Raw genomic sequence first — 13,955 nt, forward strand, 5'->3', positions numbered from 1 at the left:
TCAGGAACGATGCACCGGATACGCCGTGGTGTACTTCATCTGCTCCATGGCAAAACTGGACGTGATGTTCGATAGCCCATCGGTACTGTTGATCAGCTTCTTGTAGAACCGGTCATACGCGGCGATGTCCCCCACCACCACCCGCAGCATGTAGTCCCAATCACCGGACATGCGATAGAACTCCATTACCTCCTCGAACGCGGTCACGGTTGCCGCAAACTGCTCCAGCCAGACGCTGTCGTGCCGCTGGGTTTTCAGTTGCACGAACACCGTCAGCCCCAGCCCTAGCCGTTCAGGGTCCAGCAGGGCGACGCGGCCCACGATGTAACCCTCGTCTTCCAGGCGCTTGACGCGCTTCCAGCAGGGGGTGGTGGACAGGTTTACCGCCTCGGCCAGGTCCTTGAGGGACACCGAGGCATCGCGCTGCAGCAGGGTGAGAATGTGTTGGTCGAAGCTGTCCATATCAGGCGCAGGCCTTGGCGAAGAAGTTTTCACAGGTTACCCCAAGGCCAGCACTTTGGGGTTGTGCGATAGTGGCAGCTTCACCTCTGCCAATGGGCCTGACCATGTCCGACAAGCCGCGCCATTTCGCCACCCGAACCATCCATGCCGGCGAGCAATTCAGCGTCGCCGACAATGCCATCTTCCCGGCTATCGTCACTGCCAGCTCGTTCATCAAGCGCGGCCTGGACGACAAGCCCGAGTATTCCTACAGCCGCGTGGGCAACCCCACCCGGCACGCTTATGAAACCTGCGTGGCGGCCCTGGAAGAGGGCGCCGGCGCGGTCGCCTGCGCGTCCGGGGTAAACGCCACGGCCACCGTGCTGGAACTGCTGCCCAAGGACGCCCACGTGGTGGTGATGAACGGCGTGTACGGCGGCACCTTCCGCATCATGGAAGATTACCGCAGCCACACCTCAGGCCTGACCACTACCTATGTCGACCTCAACGACCTGCAGGCTGTGGCTGCGGCCATCAAGCCGGAAACCCGGCTGATCTGGATCGAGTCGCCCACCAACCCCCTGCTGCACCTGGTCGATATCAAGGCGGTGTGCGACCTTGCCCGCGCGCGGGGCATCCTCACCTGCATCGACAACACGTTCTGCTCCCCCTGGAACCAGCGCCCGATCACCTTGGGTGTAGACCTGGTGATGCATTCGGCCAGCAAGTACATCGGTGGCCACTCCGACCTGACTGGCGGCGTGGTGGTGGCCGCCAGCGACGAACTGCTGCACCGCCTGCGCCGTATCAGCATGGCGATCGGTGCGGTGCAGGGCCCGTTCGACTGCTACCTGGCGCTGCGTGGCCTGAAGACGCTGGACGTGCGTATGGAGCGCCAATGCGCCAATGCGTTGCGCGTGGCGCGCATGCTCGAACGCCACCCCCAGGTGCAGCAGGTGTACTACCCGGGCCTTGAAAGCCACCCGCAGCATGAACTGTGCAAGCGCCAGATGCGCAGTGGCGGGGCAGTGGTGGCCATGAAGGTAAAAGGCGACCGAGCTGCCATGAACCGCCTGGTGGAGGCGTTGCAGATTTTTGTGCTGGCCGATTCGCTGGGCGGGGTGGAAAGCATGATCAACCATTCGTGGACCATGTCCCACTGCTCCCTCAGCCCCGAGCAGAAGGGTGTGATGGGGATCAGCGAAAACCTGCTACGGCTGTCGGTGGGGATTGAGGCTCATGACGATTTGATCGAAGACCTGAACGGTGCTCTGAACGCTTTGGCTGCAGGATAAAGACAGGGCCTCCTGGCGAGTGCAATGTTCACCGCAGGAACAATTGACTCGCAAAGAGGCCCTGGACTCACTCAATCTTGCTCAAGCCCCCGGTGCGTGAATGACGCGCTCGATCTTGTCCTTGATCAACAGCCGCTCCTTGCGCAGCCGGTTGACCACATCGTCATTGGTGCCATTGCTTTCTGCAGCGAGCACCTCCTTGTCCTTGGCGTTGTATTCCTTGTGCAGTGCGTGCAGCGTCTGGTCCTTGTCAATGAGCGCCTGGAAGGCATCGGCGGTTACGTGCAAGTCAGCGAGCAGGTCATGCGGAACTGGCATTTCTTCACCTCGGTCAGGTTGGTCGGTAAGGTCCTGACCACTGAGGATAGCTGCCTTTGGCCGGCTCTGGCGGCCGGGGTTGGCTGAACGCCAGCTGAACAAGTTGCATTGCGCACATGAAAACAGGCGACTCACGGAATTGTAACGTTATTTTTCACATAAAATTGATGGCACGCTTTCTAGAGTTCGCGCAGTTTGCTCCCGGTGCCATCCGGCCCGGGAGGTCTCATGCCTGGTTGTGAACGCCCATGCCCAACATCAAACCCCTGCGGACCGAATGGGTCACGCTGCTGGCCAGCCTGTACCTGCTGATCGGCTTCAATTTCTTTCTCTGGCAGCACCTCGAACAAGTGGTGCCGCCTGGCTTGCCGGGCTTGTGGCTGAGCCTTGCGTTCGCCGTGCTGATGCTGTTCGCCTTCAACCTGATACTGACCCTGTGCGCCTTCCGCTACGTGCTCAAGCCGTTGCTGATCGTGTTGTTCATGAGCGGCGCGGGTGTGGCGTACTTCATGAACCGTTACGGTGTGCTGATCGACGCCGGCATGTTCGCCAACATGGCCGAAACCAACGTGGCCGAAGTCCGCGACCTGATGTCGCTGAAGTTCGCTTTGTACATACTCGGGCTGGGTGTGGTGCCTTCGCTGCTGCTGTGGAAGGCCCCTGTTGTGTACCGCACCTGGCAGCGTGAGCTGCTGGGCAAGCTGGTGGTCAGCGCGGCGTGCGTGGTGGGTTTGGGCTCGGTGGGCCTGGCCAACTACCAGGGCCTGTCGTCGCTGCTGCGCAACCACCATGAATTGCGCCTGATGCTGACGCCCAGCAATATCGTCGGCGCATCCATGACCTATGTGAGCGAGCGCGTGTCCACAGCCTCGCGGCCGTTCCAGCCATATGGTGAAGATGCCAGCCGCGACGCTGCCTGGCACAGCCACCAGCGCAAGTCGCTGACCGTGCTGGTGGTCGGGGAGAGCGCCCGTGCAGACCACTTTGGGGTGTTGGGCTACGACCGCGACACTACGCCGAACCTGGCGAAGGAACAGGGCCTGCTGGCGTTTTCCGATGTGCACTCGTGTGGCACCGAAACGGCAGTGTCGGTGCCGTGCATGTTCTCTGGCATGGCGCGCAAGGACTACGACGCCCGCGTGGCAAAAAACCGTGAAGGGCTGCTGGACATCCTCAAACGTGCCGGCCTGGACGTGCAGTGGCGCGACAACCAGTCCGGCTGCAAGGGCACCTGCGACCGTGTGCAGTACGTCAACCTCACCAACCTGAAAGACCCGCAATTGTGCGCAGGCGGCGAGTGCCACGACCAGGTGCTGCTGCAAGGGCTGGGCGAGCTGATCGACAACCTCGACAGAGACACCGTGCTGGTGCTGCACCAGATGGGCAGCCACGGCCCCGACTACTTCAAACGCTACCCGCAAGCCGACCAGCGCTTCACCCCGGTGTGCCAGAGCAACGCCCTGGACCAGTGCAGCCAGCAGGAGATCATCAACGGCTACGACAACACCCTGGCCTATACCGACCGTGTGCTGGCGTCGCTCATCGATACCCTGCGCAGCAAGCAGGACAAGGTGGACACGGCCATGATCTACCTGTCGGACCATGGCGAGTCGCTGGGCGAGTACAACCTGTTCCTGCATGGCACCCCTTACGCCATCGCCCCCGAACAGCAAAAGCACGTACCGTTGCTGGCCTGGTTCTCCGACAGCTACCAGCAGGACTTCGGTGTGGACACCGGTTGCCTGGCAAAACTGGGCGATGCGCCGTTGTCCCAGGACAACCTGTTCCACTCGATGCTCGGCCTGTTGCAGGTGCATACCGGGGTGTATCAGCGGTCCCTGGACCTGTTTGCCGGCTGCCGCCCCTGGCTTGCCGCTGCCAACGGCCAATAGCACCCTTGGTCGGTAATGACGATGGCCTGGGTTTCACCCGCAGTGCCCGCGCCGTATATACTGCGCGCCAATGTTAGTGGGAGAGCCTCGTGGCCATCGAAATACACTGGATCCGTGACGACCAGAGCCTGGCCGCACATTGCAGCGACTGGCGCCAACTGCCTTTCGTCGCCGTCGACACCGAATTCATGCGCGTCGACACCTTCTACCCCAAGGCCGGGTTGATCCAGATTGGCGACGGCAAGCGCGCCTTCCTGATCGATCCGTTGCTCATCGGCAACTGGCAACCCCTTGCCGACCTGCTCGAAGACAACGGTGTGGTCAAGGTACTGCATGCCTGCAGCGAAGACCTCGAGGTGCTGCTGCGCCTGACCGGGCGTTTGCCGCAGCCGTTGTTTGACACCCAGTTGGCGGCGGGTTACCTGAACCTGGGTTTCTCCATGGGCTATTCGCGGCTGGTGCAGGAGGTGCTCGGCATCGACTTGCCGAAAGGCGAGACGCGCTCCGACTGGCTACAGCGCCCGCTGTCCGATACCCAGGTCAGCTACGCCGCCGAAGATGCCGTGCACCTGGCGGAGCTGTTCATTGCCGTGCGCCCGCGCCTGTCCGACGACAAGTACGCGTGGGTGTTGGAGGACGGTGCTGAGCTGGTGGCCCAGCTGCGCCGCGACGTGGAGCCCGAGGGCCTGTACCGCGATGTGAAGCTGGCCTGGAAGTTGGCGCCTCAGCAGTTGGCGGTGTTGCGCGAGCTGTGCGCCTGGCGCGAGCGCGAAGCGCGCCAGCGTGACGTGCCCCGCAACCGCATCCTCAAGGAGCACTCGCTGTGGCCCATGGCCAAGAGCCAGCCCAGCAACCTGGCCGCCTTGGCTCGCATCGACGAGATGCACCCGCGCACCATCCGCCAGGACGGCGAGTTTCTCGTCCAGCTGATCAAGCGTGCGGCCAGCCTGCCCCCGGAGCAGTGGCCGCCGGTACTGCCCGAGCCGTTGCCCATCGAAGCCTCTGGCATTTTGAAACAGCTGCGCGCGGTGGGGCAGGCCGAAGGTGAGCGCCTGGGCATTGCGCCCGAGCTGATGCTGCGCAAGAAAACCCTTGAGGCGTTGCTCAAGAGCGGCTACCCCAATGGCCCTTATCAATTGCCCGATTCGCTGCGCGGCTGGCGTCGCGAGCGCATGGGCCAGGCCCTGCTGAACAGCCTGGCCGGCGCCGGAGAAACCCGATGAAACGTATCTGCTCCATCTACAAGAGCCCGCGCAAGCGCGAAATGTACCTGTACCTGCTCAAGGCCGATGGCCTGGAGCGCGTGCCCGAAGCCCTGCTGCCGTTTTTCGGCACCCCCCAGCATGCCTTTGACCTGGTGTTGACCCCAGAGCGCAAGCTGGCCCGTGAAGACATCGCCAAGGTGCTGGAGAACCTGGAAAACCAGGGCTATCACCTGCAAATGCCGCCACCGGACGACGACTACATCGAGCACCTGCCCGAAGAGTTGCTGCGCCGTAACGACCCGGCCTGATCATGCGTGTACTGATTGCCGAGCATAAGCATGCGCGTTATGCCGAACTGCTGGCCCAGGCCGCACCTGACCTAGAAGTGCTGACCAGCGGTGACTCCGCGCAACTGTCGCGCTTTGCTGCGCAGTGCCCGGTGTGGCTGGGCCAGCCGGACCTGCTGGCCAGCCTGCTGCGCCAGGGCCATGTGCCGCAATGGGTGCAGACCACCTGGGCCGGGATCACGCCGCTGCTGGCGCCGGGCCTGCCACGCAGCTACCGCCTCACCCGGGCAGTGGGCATTTTCGGCCAGGTGATGGCGGAGTACATGCTGACCTACATGCTGGGGCATGAGCGGGAGGTGTTGTCGCGCCTGGTCAGCCAGGTGGAGCGGCGCTGGGATGACCGTCAGGGCTGCTCCCTCGAAGGGCGCAAGGTGCTGGTGGTGGGCACCGGTGATATCGGCCAGCGCGTGGCGGCGTTTCTGCAGCCGTTTGGTGTGGTGCTCTACGGCGTAGCGAGCAGCGCCCGGGAGCAGGCGCCGTTCGTCGAGGTTGCAGCGCTTGAGGACCTGCCACGCCTGGTGGGCGAGGTGGACTATGTATTGAACTTGCTGCCAGATACACCGGCCACCCATGATATCTATGACGCAGCCATGTTCAGGTGCTTCCGGCCCACGGCGTTGTTCATCAACGCCGGGCGCGGTGTGTCGGTGGTCGATGGCGACCTGGTGGAGGCCTTGAAGCAGGGCCACCTGGCCGGTGCGGTGATCGATGTGTGCCGCCAGGAGCCGTTGCCCCGGCAGCACCCATTCTGGACCGCCTGGGGCCTGTTGCTGACCGGCCACAGCTCGGCGCCGACCTCGCCTGCCGCGATGGTGCGGTTGTTCGTCGAAAATGTGCGAGCTTATGGCACCGGCCAGGCGCTGCGCGGTGAAGTCGACTTCGCTCGCGGCTATTGACCGCAGCTGCAAGCTACAAGCTGCAAGCGGCAAGAAAAAGCCGTACGCGTTGCCTTTGCTTGCAGCTTCTAGCTTGCAGCTTGTAGCTGCCCTAATGCAGGAAAACCGTGGGATGAACGCTGAAAACGCGCCGTTCTGGCGTGGTAAAACCCTTGAACAACTCAGCCCGCAAGAGTGGGAATCGCTGTGCGATGGCTGCGGGCTGTGCTGCCTGCAAAAGCTCGAGGATGAAGACGACAACAGCGTCTATTACACGCGCATTGCCTGTAAGTTGCTGGACCTGAACACCTGCCAGTGCAGCGACTACCCCAACCGCTTTGCCCACGTACCTGATTGCATTCAGCTTACCCCGGGCAAGGCCGACCAGTTCCGCTGGCTGCCCAGCACCTGCGGTTACCGGCTGGTCAGCGAAGGCAAGGACCTGCCGGCATGGCATCACCTGGTTTGCGGCGACCGCCAGCAGGTGCACGAACAGCGCATCTCCCAGGCTGGGCGTATGCTCAGTGAGCAGGCCGTGCACGAAGATGACTGGGAAGACCACCTGATTTTCCGCGCCAGTTAACGGTGCGCCTCGCTGCGGCGGGGGACAAGGAGTTGTGTTATGCGTTGCCACCCGTTGTTGCTGTTGGGCCTGCTGGCCGCCTCACCCGCCTGGGCGAAAAAGGTCGACCTGGACTACCAGGTACGCTTGATGCCCGCCAGCGGCCAGGCCGAAGTTCGCGTCACCCTGGCTGACGGCAGTGCTGTGCGCAGCCTGGACTTCGACCTGGGCAAGCTCGGCGCGTACAGCGGTTTCCAGGCCGACGGCCAGTGGCAGCTGCGTGGCCAGCACGGTGTGTGGCAACCGGCCTCCGGCAAGACCAGCCTCAGCTACCGCGTGCAATTGGACCAGAAGCACAGTAAGGGCGCCTATGGCACCAGGATCACCCCGCACTGGGCGCTGTTCCAGGGCGATCAGCTGATTCCACCTGCGCATCTCGACCAGCAGGACGGCACCGAACTGGTCGCGCGGCTCACCTTCGACCTCCCCGAGGGCTGGAAAAGCGTCGAAACCGCCTGGCCGCGTATCGGCAAGGACAAGTTCCGTATCGACGACAGCTCGCGGCTGTTCGACCGCCCGACAGGCTGGATACTGGCCGGCGACCTAGGCAGCCGCCGCGCCCGCCTGGGCGACACCGATGTGACCGTGGCAGCGCCCGTGGGGCAGGGTATGCGGCGCATGGACAGCCTGACCTTGCTTACCTACGTATGGCCACAGCTGCAGGCGACGTTCCCGCGCAACCCACCCAAACTGTTGGTGGTCGGTGCCCGGGACGGCATGTGGCGCGGGGCAATGGCGGCCCATGGCTCGCTGTACCTGCACAGCGGCAGGCCGATGGTCAGCGAGAACGGCAGCAGCCCATTGTTGCGCGAGGTCGTGCAGCTGTTTACCCAGATTCGCGCACGCGACGGCAGTGACTGGCTGGTGGAGAGCCTGACGGATTATTACGCCAGCGAACTGCTGCGCAGGTCTGGTGGGATGAGCGACGACCGTTATCAGGCCTGGCAGGCGCGGCTCAGCAAGCAGGGCGCCAAGGTCACCACACTCAAGGGTGACCAGGCCAGCCCCGCTCAGGTAGCGCGGGGCGTGATGTTGCTGCAGGCCCTGGACAAGGAAATCCGCATCCATACCCAGGCCAAGCGTTCTCTCGATGACGTGGCGCGCGGGTTGATGCGCCTGCCAAGCGTCAGCACGGAGGAGTTCGTGAAGATCAGCGAGAACGTGCTGGGGCGCAGCTCCGACGTGTTACAGAGCAAAGCCTTGCGTTAAAGGCTCCACGCCCGACGCATCAGGTATCAGCCACAGGGTCCTTGCCGGTCACCGTAACGCCTTCAGTAGCCGCTTTGGCGCTGTCTTTCAAGGCCTCCAGCTCGGCACCGCTGCGTTGCAGGTCTGTACGCAGCCGGTTGTACTCCTGGCGGTTGCGCTGCAGCCAGGCCTTTGTGGCGCAGTGGCCGCTCAGACCCCGGGCCAGCGCCAGGCCGCCCACAGCTACCTTCAGCAGCCCAAGCACACCGCCCTGACGCAGCCCCCGGGTGACCATCAGCGCCCCACCCGCCAGCGAGCTGACGCGCTCGATGCCGTGAACGTTCTGGTCCTTTGATGGCGCAGTAGCATGGTTATCAAGCATGGCAAGCCCTCCTTGTGAAGTGTATGCAGCTGACCCGCCTGCCCTTGGCGTCGTTCAGTCGGGTTGCCGGGCAGGCTCGCCAGCGGCACGTGCACCTACTTGAACTTGGGCCCCGAGCGGGTATTGAGCCCTTTGGCCAGGCGGTCATACAGCACTACGTTCACGGTCGCCGCCAGGTTCATGCAGCCTTCGGTAGGGATGTAGATGGTTTCTTCGCACCAGGCACGTACCTCGGCACTGAGGCTGCCGTCTTCGGGGCCGAAGATGTAGAGGGCGCGGTCTGGGTGGGTGTATTCGGGCAGCGGGCGGGCGCCCTCCACCAGTTCGACCGCAACAGGCGTGCAGCCTAGTGGGATGATGCGTTGCAGGTCGTCGATGCCGATCAGCGGGATGTCGTAGTGCACACGCTTGGTGTCGGTGACGAAGTCACGGGCGCGCTCGTAGCGCTTGCCGGTATAGAACACCGAGTTGACCCCGTAGCAGCCTGCTGCGCGCATGACCGAGCCAACGTTTTCGGCCGACTTGGGGTTGAACAGGCCAATGCAACTGTATCGTTTGTTAGCCACGTACCGGGGCCCTTCGCAAAAAAGCGCGATTATACGGGCTGCCCGGCCGTAGCGGGGGCTCGATGGTCAGTCCTTCTTCAGCAGCCCAGCCAGGCCGGCGAACGGGTTATGCGTGGCCTTGGCGATGCTGGGGGTGCTGGTGGAGCCTTCGCTGAAGTATTGCTGGTCGGTGTAGCGCGAATGTTCGTTGTCGTGGCAGTACAGGCACAGCAGTTCCCAGTTGGAGCCGTCCTGCGGGTTGTTGTCGTGGTTGTGGTCGCGGTGGTGCACCGTCAGCTCGCTCAGGCGCTTGCCGGCGAATTCCCGGGCGCAGCGGCCGCACACGTGGGGGTACATCCTCAGGGCCTTGTCGCGGTAGCCCATTTCCTTGTCGCGCTTGGCATCGGCCAGAATACGGTCCAGGCGCGCAGTGGCGGCGGAAGTGGAGGAGGTCATGGTGTTTCCTTCGTTCTTATCAGGCAGGTGACGGTTATGCCATCGAGTCTAGCGCGCTTGCGGGGCTGACGGACAGGCACAAACCGCAATATCAGCGTAGCCTGTAGGAAGTTTCTAGACAGGAGGTTGCTGATGCTCGCTGCGATCCTCGCCATGACGATGCTGGCAGGCGTGCCGTTGGCCGAAGCCGCCAGCACACCGCCCAGGTTGAGCACGCCGGTGCCCGGTGCACCCGGCACGCCAACCCCAACGCCCTACCCGCAGATCACCCCAAGCAGCCCGCCCAAGGCCTACGACCCTGAACCAGGGGCGCCGCTGCTGCCGCCGATGCCCGTGCCCGGGCCGCCGAAGGACCAACCACTGCCAGGTTTGCGCCAGGAGGCAGACAAACCCGTGACGCCCGGCAAGTGATCACAGCGCCGGCAGGTGCCGGCTACATCCCCAGCTCACCCAGCACGAACGCATATTCCAGCGCCACGTCCTTCAGCCCCTGGTAGCGCCCGCTCATACCGCCGTGGCCAGCGCCCATCTCGGTCTTGAGCAGCAGCAGGTGGCTGTCAGTCTTGCAGGTACGCAGGCGCGCCACCCATTTGGCGGCCTCCCAATATTGCACGCGGCTGTCGTTGTAGCCGGCCACCACCAGCATGGCGGGGTAGGCTTGTGCCTTCACGTTCTCGTAGGGGGCATAGGCCTTGATCCGCTCGTACACCTGCGGCTCCTGCGGGTTGCCCCATTCATCGTACTCGGTCACCGTCAGCGGCAGCTCGGGGTCGAGCATGGTGTTGAGCACGTCGACGAACGGCACCTCGGCAATGGCGCAACGCACCAGGTCGGGGCGCAGGTTCAGCACAGCACCGATCAACAGGCCACCCGCACTGCCGCCACTGATGGCCAGCCGGTCGCTGGCCGTCACGCCTTCGCCAATCAGGTGTTCGGCGCAGGCAATGAAGTCACTGAAGGTGTTGTGCTTGTGCGCCTGCTTGCCGGCGCGGTACCAGGCCTCACCCAGTTCACCGCCGCCGCGCACGTGGGCAATGGCAAAGGCCACGCCGCGCTCGAGCAGGCTCAGCCGCGCGTGGGAAAACCACGGGTCCAGGCTCTCGCCGTAGGCGCCATAACCGTACAGGTACAACGGTACCGTGCGGCCCAGGTCTTGACGGCGACGCACCAGGCTGATCGGCACCCGGGTACCGTCCGCTGCGGTGGCCCACAGGCGTTCGCTGACATAGTCGTCAGCATCGAAGCGCCCCAGTACCGGGGTTTGCTTGAGCACCACCTGGGCACCGTCGGCCAGTTCCAGCTGGCGCACCTGGGCCGGGCGGTTGAGTGCTTCGTAGCGCAAGCGCAGGCGCGGGCTGGCGAATTCCAGGCTGTCCTGCACGTACAGGCTATAGGCAGCGTCAGGCAACTGCACCCGGTAGGCAGGCAGGCCCTGAGGGCGTACTTCGATGATGGGCAAGCCGCCCTCGCGCAGGCTCAGGGTGAGCGCCTCGGCATTCAGGCTCAGCCCCTCCAGCATGATGTCGTCACGGTGCGCGACCAGTTGCTGCCAGGCGTCACGGCCAGGCACTGGCGTAGACGGGGCGTGGTACAGGGCGAAGTTGATGCCGTCCTGGTTGGTGCGGATGAACCAGCGCCACTCACCGTCCAGCTGGCCGTGGTCGGGGAAGTATTCGTGGCCTTCCTCGCGTGATGCCAGGCAGGTGAACGGCTGCTGCGGGGTATCGGCATCCAGCACCCAGGCTTCGCTGGTGGTCTTGCTGCCCAGCAGCAGCACCAGCTGGCGTTCGGAACTGGTGCGGTAGCAATGCAGGAAGAACCGCCCGTCTGGCTCTTCGAACACCGTGTGCGCAGCATCGCTACCCAGCGTGTGGCGGCGCAGGCGCCAGGGGCGATGGGTGTCGTCAAGCTCGGCGAAGAACAGCGTCTGGCTGTCGTTGGCCCAGGTCAGGCTGCCGTCGCACTCTTCGAAGGGCAGGGTGGTGAGCGCGCCGGTGGCGAGGTCCTTCACGTAGAGGGTGTAGATTTCGTCGCCGCTGGTATCCAGGCTGTAGGCCAGCAGGCGGTGGTCCGGGCTGACATTGAAGGCGCCCAGCGACAGGAAGCCACCGCCTGCCAGGGCGTTGGGGTCGAGCAGCAGTTGCTCCTGGGCCTGGTCGACGGTGTTGGAGTCGTCGGCAGGGCGCGGGCAGCGGTAGTGGCGTGGGTATTCATCCCCCGCCGTGGTGCGGGTGTAGTACAGGTACGGCCCCCATGGAGTGGGCAGCGACAGGTCGGTTTCCTGGATGCGGCCCTTTATTTCTTCGAACAGCTGCTCGCGCAGGGGCGCCTGGTCTGCCAGGCAGGCTTGCTGGTAGTCGTTTTCGGCGTGCAGGTAGGCGAGCACTTCAGGGGTGTCGCGCTGTTGCAGCCAGGCGTACGGGTCGGCGGCATGGTCGGCGCGGGCGATGGGCGGCTGTGGCTTGCTGGGCATTGGGGATCTCTTGGCCGAAACAGGGAGACGCTGTCTGCGCCCGGAAAAGTGTTTATCATAGGCATCTATTTGCCTGGCTTGCACCCACACCATGATCGAGAACGACTACACCCTTGCCTGGGGCCTGTACGCAGTGGCGGCCTTGGGTTGCCTGCTGGTGGGCTTCAAGCTCACCGCTTGGATGTGGCGCTGGCTGCGCGAGCCGCTGCTGGTAGTACTGGCCGTGTTGCTGTTCACCCCGACCGTGGTCGACCCGGTGAAGGACAACTTCGCCCCGGCCATCGCCATCACCGCCCTGGACGTCGCCTTCAAGGTCGGCAACAACGCCTGGCGGGCGGTGTCGGACTTCGCCATGTACGGGCTCATCGCCTTTATCCTGTATGGCGTCTTCGTGCTGCTGCGCTGGCCGCTGGAAAAACGCGCCCGTGAGCGCCGCCTGCGCGCAGAAGCGGCTGCCCAGCGCGAGGCGGCCGAAGACGAGCAGCTTGCTGCGCAGGCACCGTTGGCTGCGGAGCGCCACGACCGTTACCGCGACCCTGCGCCAGCCGCCCCCCAGGGCGGTGGCCGGGTCGAGCCCCGTTTGTAAGCGGAGACACAGCCATGTGCGAACTGCTGGGCATGAGTGCCAACGTTCCCACCGATATCGTATTCAGCTTCACCGGCCTGATGCAGCGCGGTGGGCGTACCGGCCCGCACCGTGACGGCTGGGGCATTGGCTTCTATGAAGGGCGTGGCCTGCGCCTGTTCCAGGACCCGGCCGCCAGCAGCGAGTCGGAGGTGGCCAACCTGGTGCAGCGCTACCCGATCAAGAGCGAGGTGGTGATCGGCCACATTCGCCAGGCCAATGTTGGCAAGGTATGCCTGGCCAATACCCACCCCTTCGTGCGGGAGATGTGGGGCCGCAACTGGTGCTTTGCGCACAACGGTCAGCTGGGTGATTTCAAGGGCGGCAATGGCTTCTATCGGCCAGTGGGCGACACCGACAGCGAAGCGGCCTTCTGCGACCTGCTCAACCGCGTGCGCAGCGCCTTCCCCGACCCCGTGCCGGTTGAACAGCTGTTGCCGGTGCTGGTCGAAGCCTGTGCCGGTTACCGCAGCCTGGGGGTGTTCAACTGCATGCTCAGCGACGGGGACTGGCTGTTCTGTTTCTGCTCCACCAAGCTGGTGCACATAACCCGCCGGGCCCCCTTTGGTGCGGCGCGGTTGAAGGATGTCGACCTGATCGTCGATTTCCATACCCAAACCACCCCCAATGACGTGGTCACGGTGATCGCCACCGAGGCCTTGACCGAGAACGAGACCTGGAACCGTTACGAGCCAGGTCAATGGGCCCTGTGGCGGCACGGAGAGTGCACCGCGCACGGCCAAAGCTAAGGACGCTGCATGTTCAGAAGTTACCTGCGGTTGCTGCTGTTCACCTTCGGCCTGCTGGTCGGTATCCAGGTCCCGGGGCTGGTCAAGGATTACAGCCAGCGTGTCGAGGCGCACCTGTTCGAGTCCCGCGAGGCGCTGGACGGCTTCCGCCAGACAGCCGAGCGCTTCTTCAATGGCGACCTGCAAGCCCTGCTGCGGCACTACCGCAGCAGCGACGACCCGGTGTTCAACAGCGATGCCAACAGCATCGAAAGCCTGATGATCCGCAACCAGTTGCTGGAAACCGAATGGCAGGCCCTGCAAGGGTCGTGGGCGCAGCGCACCTGGCATGTGCTGGTGCAGGCCGACCCGCAGCTGCGCGAAGAAACCCTCAATGGCTACACCTACCAGATCGTGTTGGTCCCTGAGGCGATCGGCTGGGGCGTGGGGGGCGGGTTCGTGCTCGCATTCCTGGTGGAAAGCGTGTTGCTGGGCATAGGCTGGTTGATAGTGGGTGGGCGCCGCCGGGTGGTGAAGGAGAGTTGGCGCTGACGGTCAGGTAT

17 protein-coding genes are annotated in these 13,955 nt (G+C 63.9%); 11 read left to right on the forward strand and 6 right to left on the reverse strand.

The window, feature by feature from the left end; translation table 11 throughout:
• A complete protein-coding gene (locus PPA02S_RS16460; RefSeq protein ID WP_028635407.1) occupies positions 1-462 on the reverse strand; it encodes an Lrp/AsnC family transcriptional regulator in 462 nt (153 codons plus the stop codon).
• Between the two features lie 92 nt (positions 463-554).
• On the opposite strand from PPA02S_RS16460, the gene PPA02S_RS16465 reads away from it, so the two are divergent.
• Positions 555-1,736 carry a trans-sulfuration enzyme family protein gene (locus PPA02S_RS16465; RefSeq protein ID WP_028635408.1) on the forward strand — a complete coding sequence of 394 codons (1,182 nt, stop codon included), beginning with the start codon at positions 555-557 and terminating at the stop codon, positions 1,734-1,736.
• Between the two features lie 81 nt (positions 1,737-1,817).
• On the opposite strand, the gene PPA02S_RS16470 is transcribed toward PPA02S_RS16465, so the two are convergent.
• Positions 1,818-2,054 carry an HP1242/YdcH family protein gene (locus PPA02S_RS16470; protein ID WP_028635409.1) on the reverse strand — a complete coding sequence of 79 codons (237 nt, stop codon included), beginning with the start codon at positions 2,052-2,054 and terminating at the stop codon, positions 1,818-1,820.
• Between the two features lie 248 nt (positions 2,055-2,302).
• Between PPA02S_RS16470 and PPA02S_RS16475 the strand changes: the two genes are divergently transcribed.
• The 6 genes from PPA02S_RS16475 (at position 2,303) to PPA02S_RS16500 (ending at position 8,204) form a co-directional block, all read left to right on the forward strand.
• A complete protein-coding gene (locus PPA02S_RS16475; protein WP_028635410.1) occupies positions 2,303-3,946 on the forward strand; it encodes a phosphoethanolamine transferase in 1,644 nt (547 codons plus the stop codon).
• Between the two features lie 89 nt (positions 3,947-4,035).
• A complete protein-coding gene (gene rnd / locus PPA02S_RS16480; protein WP_028635411.1) occupies positions 4,036-5,169 on the forward strand; it encodes a ribonuclease D in 1,134 nt (377 codons plus the stop codon).
• Positions 5,166-5,459, forward strand: coding sequence for a YcgL domain-containing protein (locus tag PPA02S_RS16485; RefSeq protein ID WP_028635412.1), 294 nt, complete (start codon positions 5,166-5,168; stop codon positions 5,457-5,459). The genes rnd and PPA02S_RS16485 overlap by 4 nt, the downstream gene beginning before the upstream one ends.
• A gap of 2 nt (positions 5,460-5,461) precedes the next feature.
• Entirely contained in the window at positions 5,462-6,394 is a 933-nt protein-coding gene (locus PPA02S_RS16490) for a D-2-hydroxyacid dehydrogenase (RefSeq protein WP_028635413.1), read from the forward strand.
• Between the two features lie 112 nt (positions 6,395-6,506).
• A complete protein-coding gene (locus tag PPA02S_RS16495; protein ID WP_028635414.1) occupies positions 6,507-6,956 on the forward strand; it encodes a YcgN family cysteine cluster protein in 450 nt (149 codons plus the stop codon).
• A 39-nt stretch (positions 6,957-6,995) separates the two neighbouring features.
• The gene (locus tag PPA02S_RS16500; protein WP_028635415.1) at positions 6,996-8,204 is read left to right on the forward strand and encodes a hypothetical protein; all 1,209 of its coding nucleotides are present in this window, start codon (positions 6,996-6,998) and stop codon (positions 8,202-8,204) included.
• Positions 8,205-8,223: 19 nt separating this feature from the next.
• Here the strand turns inward: PPA02S_RS16500 and PPA02S_RS16505 are convergent, their stop codons facing one another.
• From PPA02S_RS16505 to PPA02S_RS16515, 3 genes are all read right to left on the reverse strand, one after another.
• Positions 8,224-8,565, reverse strand: a complete 342-nt coding sequence (locus PPA02S_RS16505; RefSeq protein WP_028635416.1) for a YgaP family membrane protein — start codon at positions 8,563-8,565, stop codon at positions 8,224-8,226.
• Between the two features lie 95 nt (positions 8,566-8,660).
• Positions 8,661-9,131 carry an RNA methyltransferase gene (locus PPA02S_RS16510; RefSeq protein ID WP_028635417.1) on the reverse strand — a complete coding sequence of 157 codons (471 nt, stop codon included), beginning with the start codon at positions 9,129-9,131 and terminating at the stop codon, positions 8,661-8,663.
• A gap of 66 nt (positions 9,132-9,197) precedes the next feature.
• A complete protein-coding gene (locus PPA02S_RS16515) occupies positions 9,198-9,566 on the reverse strand; it encodes a YajD family HNH nuclease (RefSeq protein WP_028635418.1) in 369 nt (122 codons plus the stop codon).
• A gap of 132 nt (positions 9,567-9,698) precedes the next feature.
• Between PPA02S_RS16515 and PPA02S_RS16520 the strand changes: the two genes are divergently transcribed.
• Entirely contained in the window at positions 9,699-9,977 is a 279-nt protein-coding gene (locus tag PPA02S_RS16520) for a hypothetical protein (protein ID WP_028635419.1), read from the forward strand.
• A gap of 22 nt (positions 9,978-9,999) precedes the next feature.
• On the opposite strand, the gene PPA02S_RS16525 is transcribed toward PPA02S_RS16520, so the two are convergent.
• Positions 10,000-12,039, reverse strand: a complete 2,040-nt coding sequence (locus PPA02S_RS16525; RefSeq protein WP_028635420.1) for a S9 family peptidase — start codon at positions 12,037-12,039, stop codon at positions 10,000-10,002.
• 91 nt (positions 12,040-12,130) lie between these two features.
• Here PPA02S_RS16525 and PPA02S_RS16530 point away from each other — a divergent pair, with 91 nt between their 5' ends.
• Genes PPA02S_RS16530 through PPA02S_RS16540 form a run of 3 tightly spaced genes read left to right on the forward strand, consistent with a single transcriptional unit; the run spans position 12,131 to position 13,944 of the window.
• Positions 12,131-12,625, forward strand: coding sequence for a hypothetical protein (locus PPA02S_RS16530; RefSeq protein ID WP_028635421.1), 495 nt, complete (start codon positions 12,131-12,133; stop codon positions 12,623-12,625).
• Between the two features lie 14 nt (positions 12,626-12,639).
• Positions 12,640-13,413, forward strand: a complete 774-nt coding sequence (locus PPA02S_RS16535) for a class II glutamine amidotransferase (protein WP_028635422.1) — start codon at positions 12,640-12,642, stop codon at positions 13,411-13,413.
• A gap of 9 nt (positions 13,414-13,422) precedes the next feature.
• Entirely contained in the window at positions 13,423-13,944 is a 522-nt protein-coding gene (locus tag PPA02S_RS16540) for a DUF2937 family protein (protein WP_028635423.1), read from the forward strand.
• Positions 13,945-13,955 lie beyond the last annotated feature (11 nt).

It is taken from the genome of Pseudomonas parafulva NBRC 16636 = DSM 17004, assembly GCF_000730645.1.
GTDB lineage: Bacteria > Pseudomonadota > Gammaproteobacteria > Pseudomonadales > Pseudomonadaceae > Aquipseudomonas > Aquipseudomonas parafulva.

What these genes read in the sequence shown, in the direction of transcription:
- PPA02S_RS16460 (WP_028635407.1), bottom strand. Translation starts at nt 462, where the DNA reads ATGGACAGCTTCGACCAACACATTCTCACCCTGCTGCAGCGCGATGCC.
- PPA02S_RS16465 (WP_028635408.1), top strand. Translation starts at nt 555, where the DNA reads ATGGGCCTGACCATGTCCGACAAGCCGCGCCATTTCGCCACCCGAACC.
- PPA02S_RS16470 (WP_028635409.1), bottom strand. Translation starts at nt 2,054, where the DNA reads ATGCCAGTTCCGCATGACCTGCTCGCTGACTTGCACGTAACCGCCGAT.
- PPA02S_RS16475 (WP_028635410.1), top strand. Translation starts at nt 2,303, where the DNA reads ATGCCCAACATCAAACCCCTGCGGACCGAATGGGTCACGCTGCTGGCC.
- PPA02S_RS16485 (WP_028635412.1), top strand. Translation starts at nt 5,166, where the DNA reads ATGAAACGTATCTGCTCCATCTACAAGAGCCCGCGCAAGCGCGAAATG.
- PPA02S_RS16490 (WP_028635413.1), top strand. Translation starts at nt 5,462, where the DNA reads ATGCGTGTACTGATTGCCGAGCATAAGCATGCGCGTTATGCCGAACTG.
- PPA02S_RS16495 (WP_028635414.1), top strand. Translation starts at nt 6,507, where the DNA reads ATGAACGCTGAAAACGCGCCGTTCTGGCGTGGTAAAACCCTTGAACAA.
- PPA02S_RS16500 (WP_028635415.1), top strand. Translation starts at nt 6,996, where the DNA reads ATGCGTTGCCACCCGTTGTTGCTGTTGGGCCTGCTGGCCGCCTCACCC.
- PPA02S_RS16505 (WP_028635416.1), bottom strand. Translation starts at nt 8,565, where the DNA reads ATGCTTGATAACCATGCTACTGCGCCATCAAAGGACCAGAACGTTCAC.
- PPA02S_RS16515 (WP_028635418.1), bottom strand. Translation starts at nt 9,566, where the DNA reads ATGACCTCCTCCACTTCCGCCGCCACTGCGCGCCTGGACCGTATTCTG.
- PPA02S_RS16520 (WP_028635419.1), top strand. Translation starts at nt 9,699, where the DNA reads ATGCTCGCTGCGATCCTCGCCATGACGATGCTGGCAGGCGTGCCGTTG.
- PPA02S_RS16525 (WP_028635420.1), bottom strand. Translation starts at nt 12,039, where the DNA reads ATGCCCAGCAAGCCACAGCCGCCCATCGCCCGCGCCGACCATGCCGCC.
- PPA02S_RS16530 (WP_028635421.1), top strand. Translation starts at nt 12,131, where the DNA reads ATGATCGAGAACGACTACACCCTTGCCTGGGGCCTGTACGCAGTGGCG.
- PPA02S_RS16535 (WP_028635422.1), top strand. Translation starts at nt 12,640, where the DNA reads ATGTGCGAACTGCTGGGCATGAGTGCCAACGTTCCCACCGATATCGTA.
- PPA02S_RS16540 (WP_028635423.1), top strand. Translation starts at nt 13,423, where the DNA reads ATGTTCAGAAGTTACCTGCGGTTGCTGCTGTTCACCTTCGGCCTGCTG.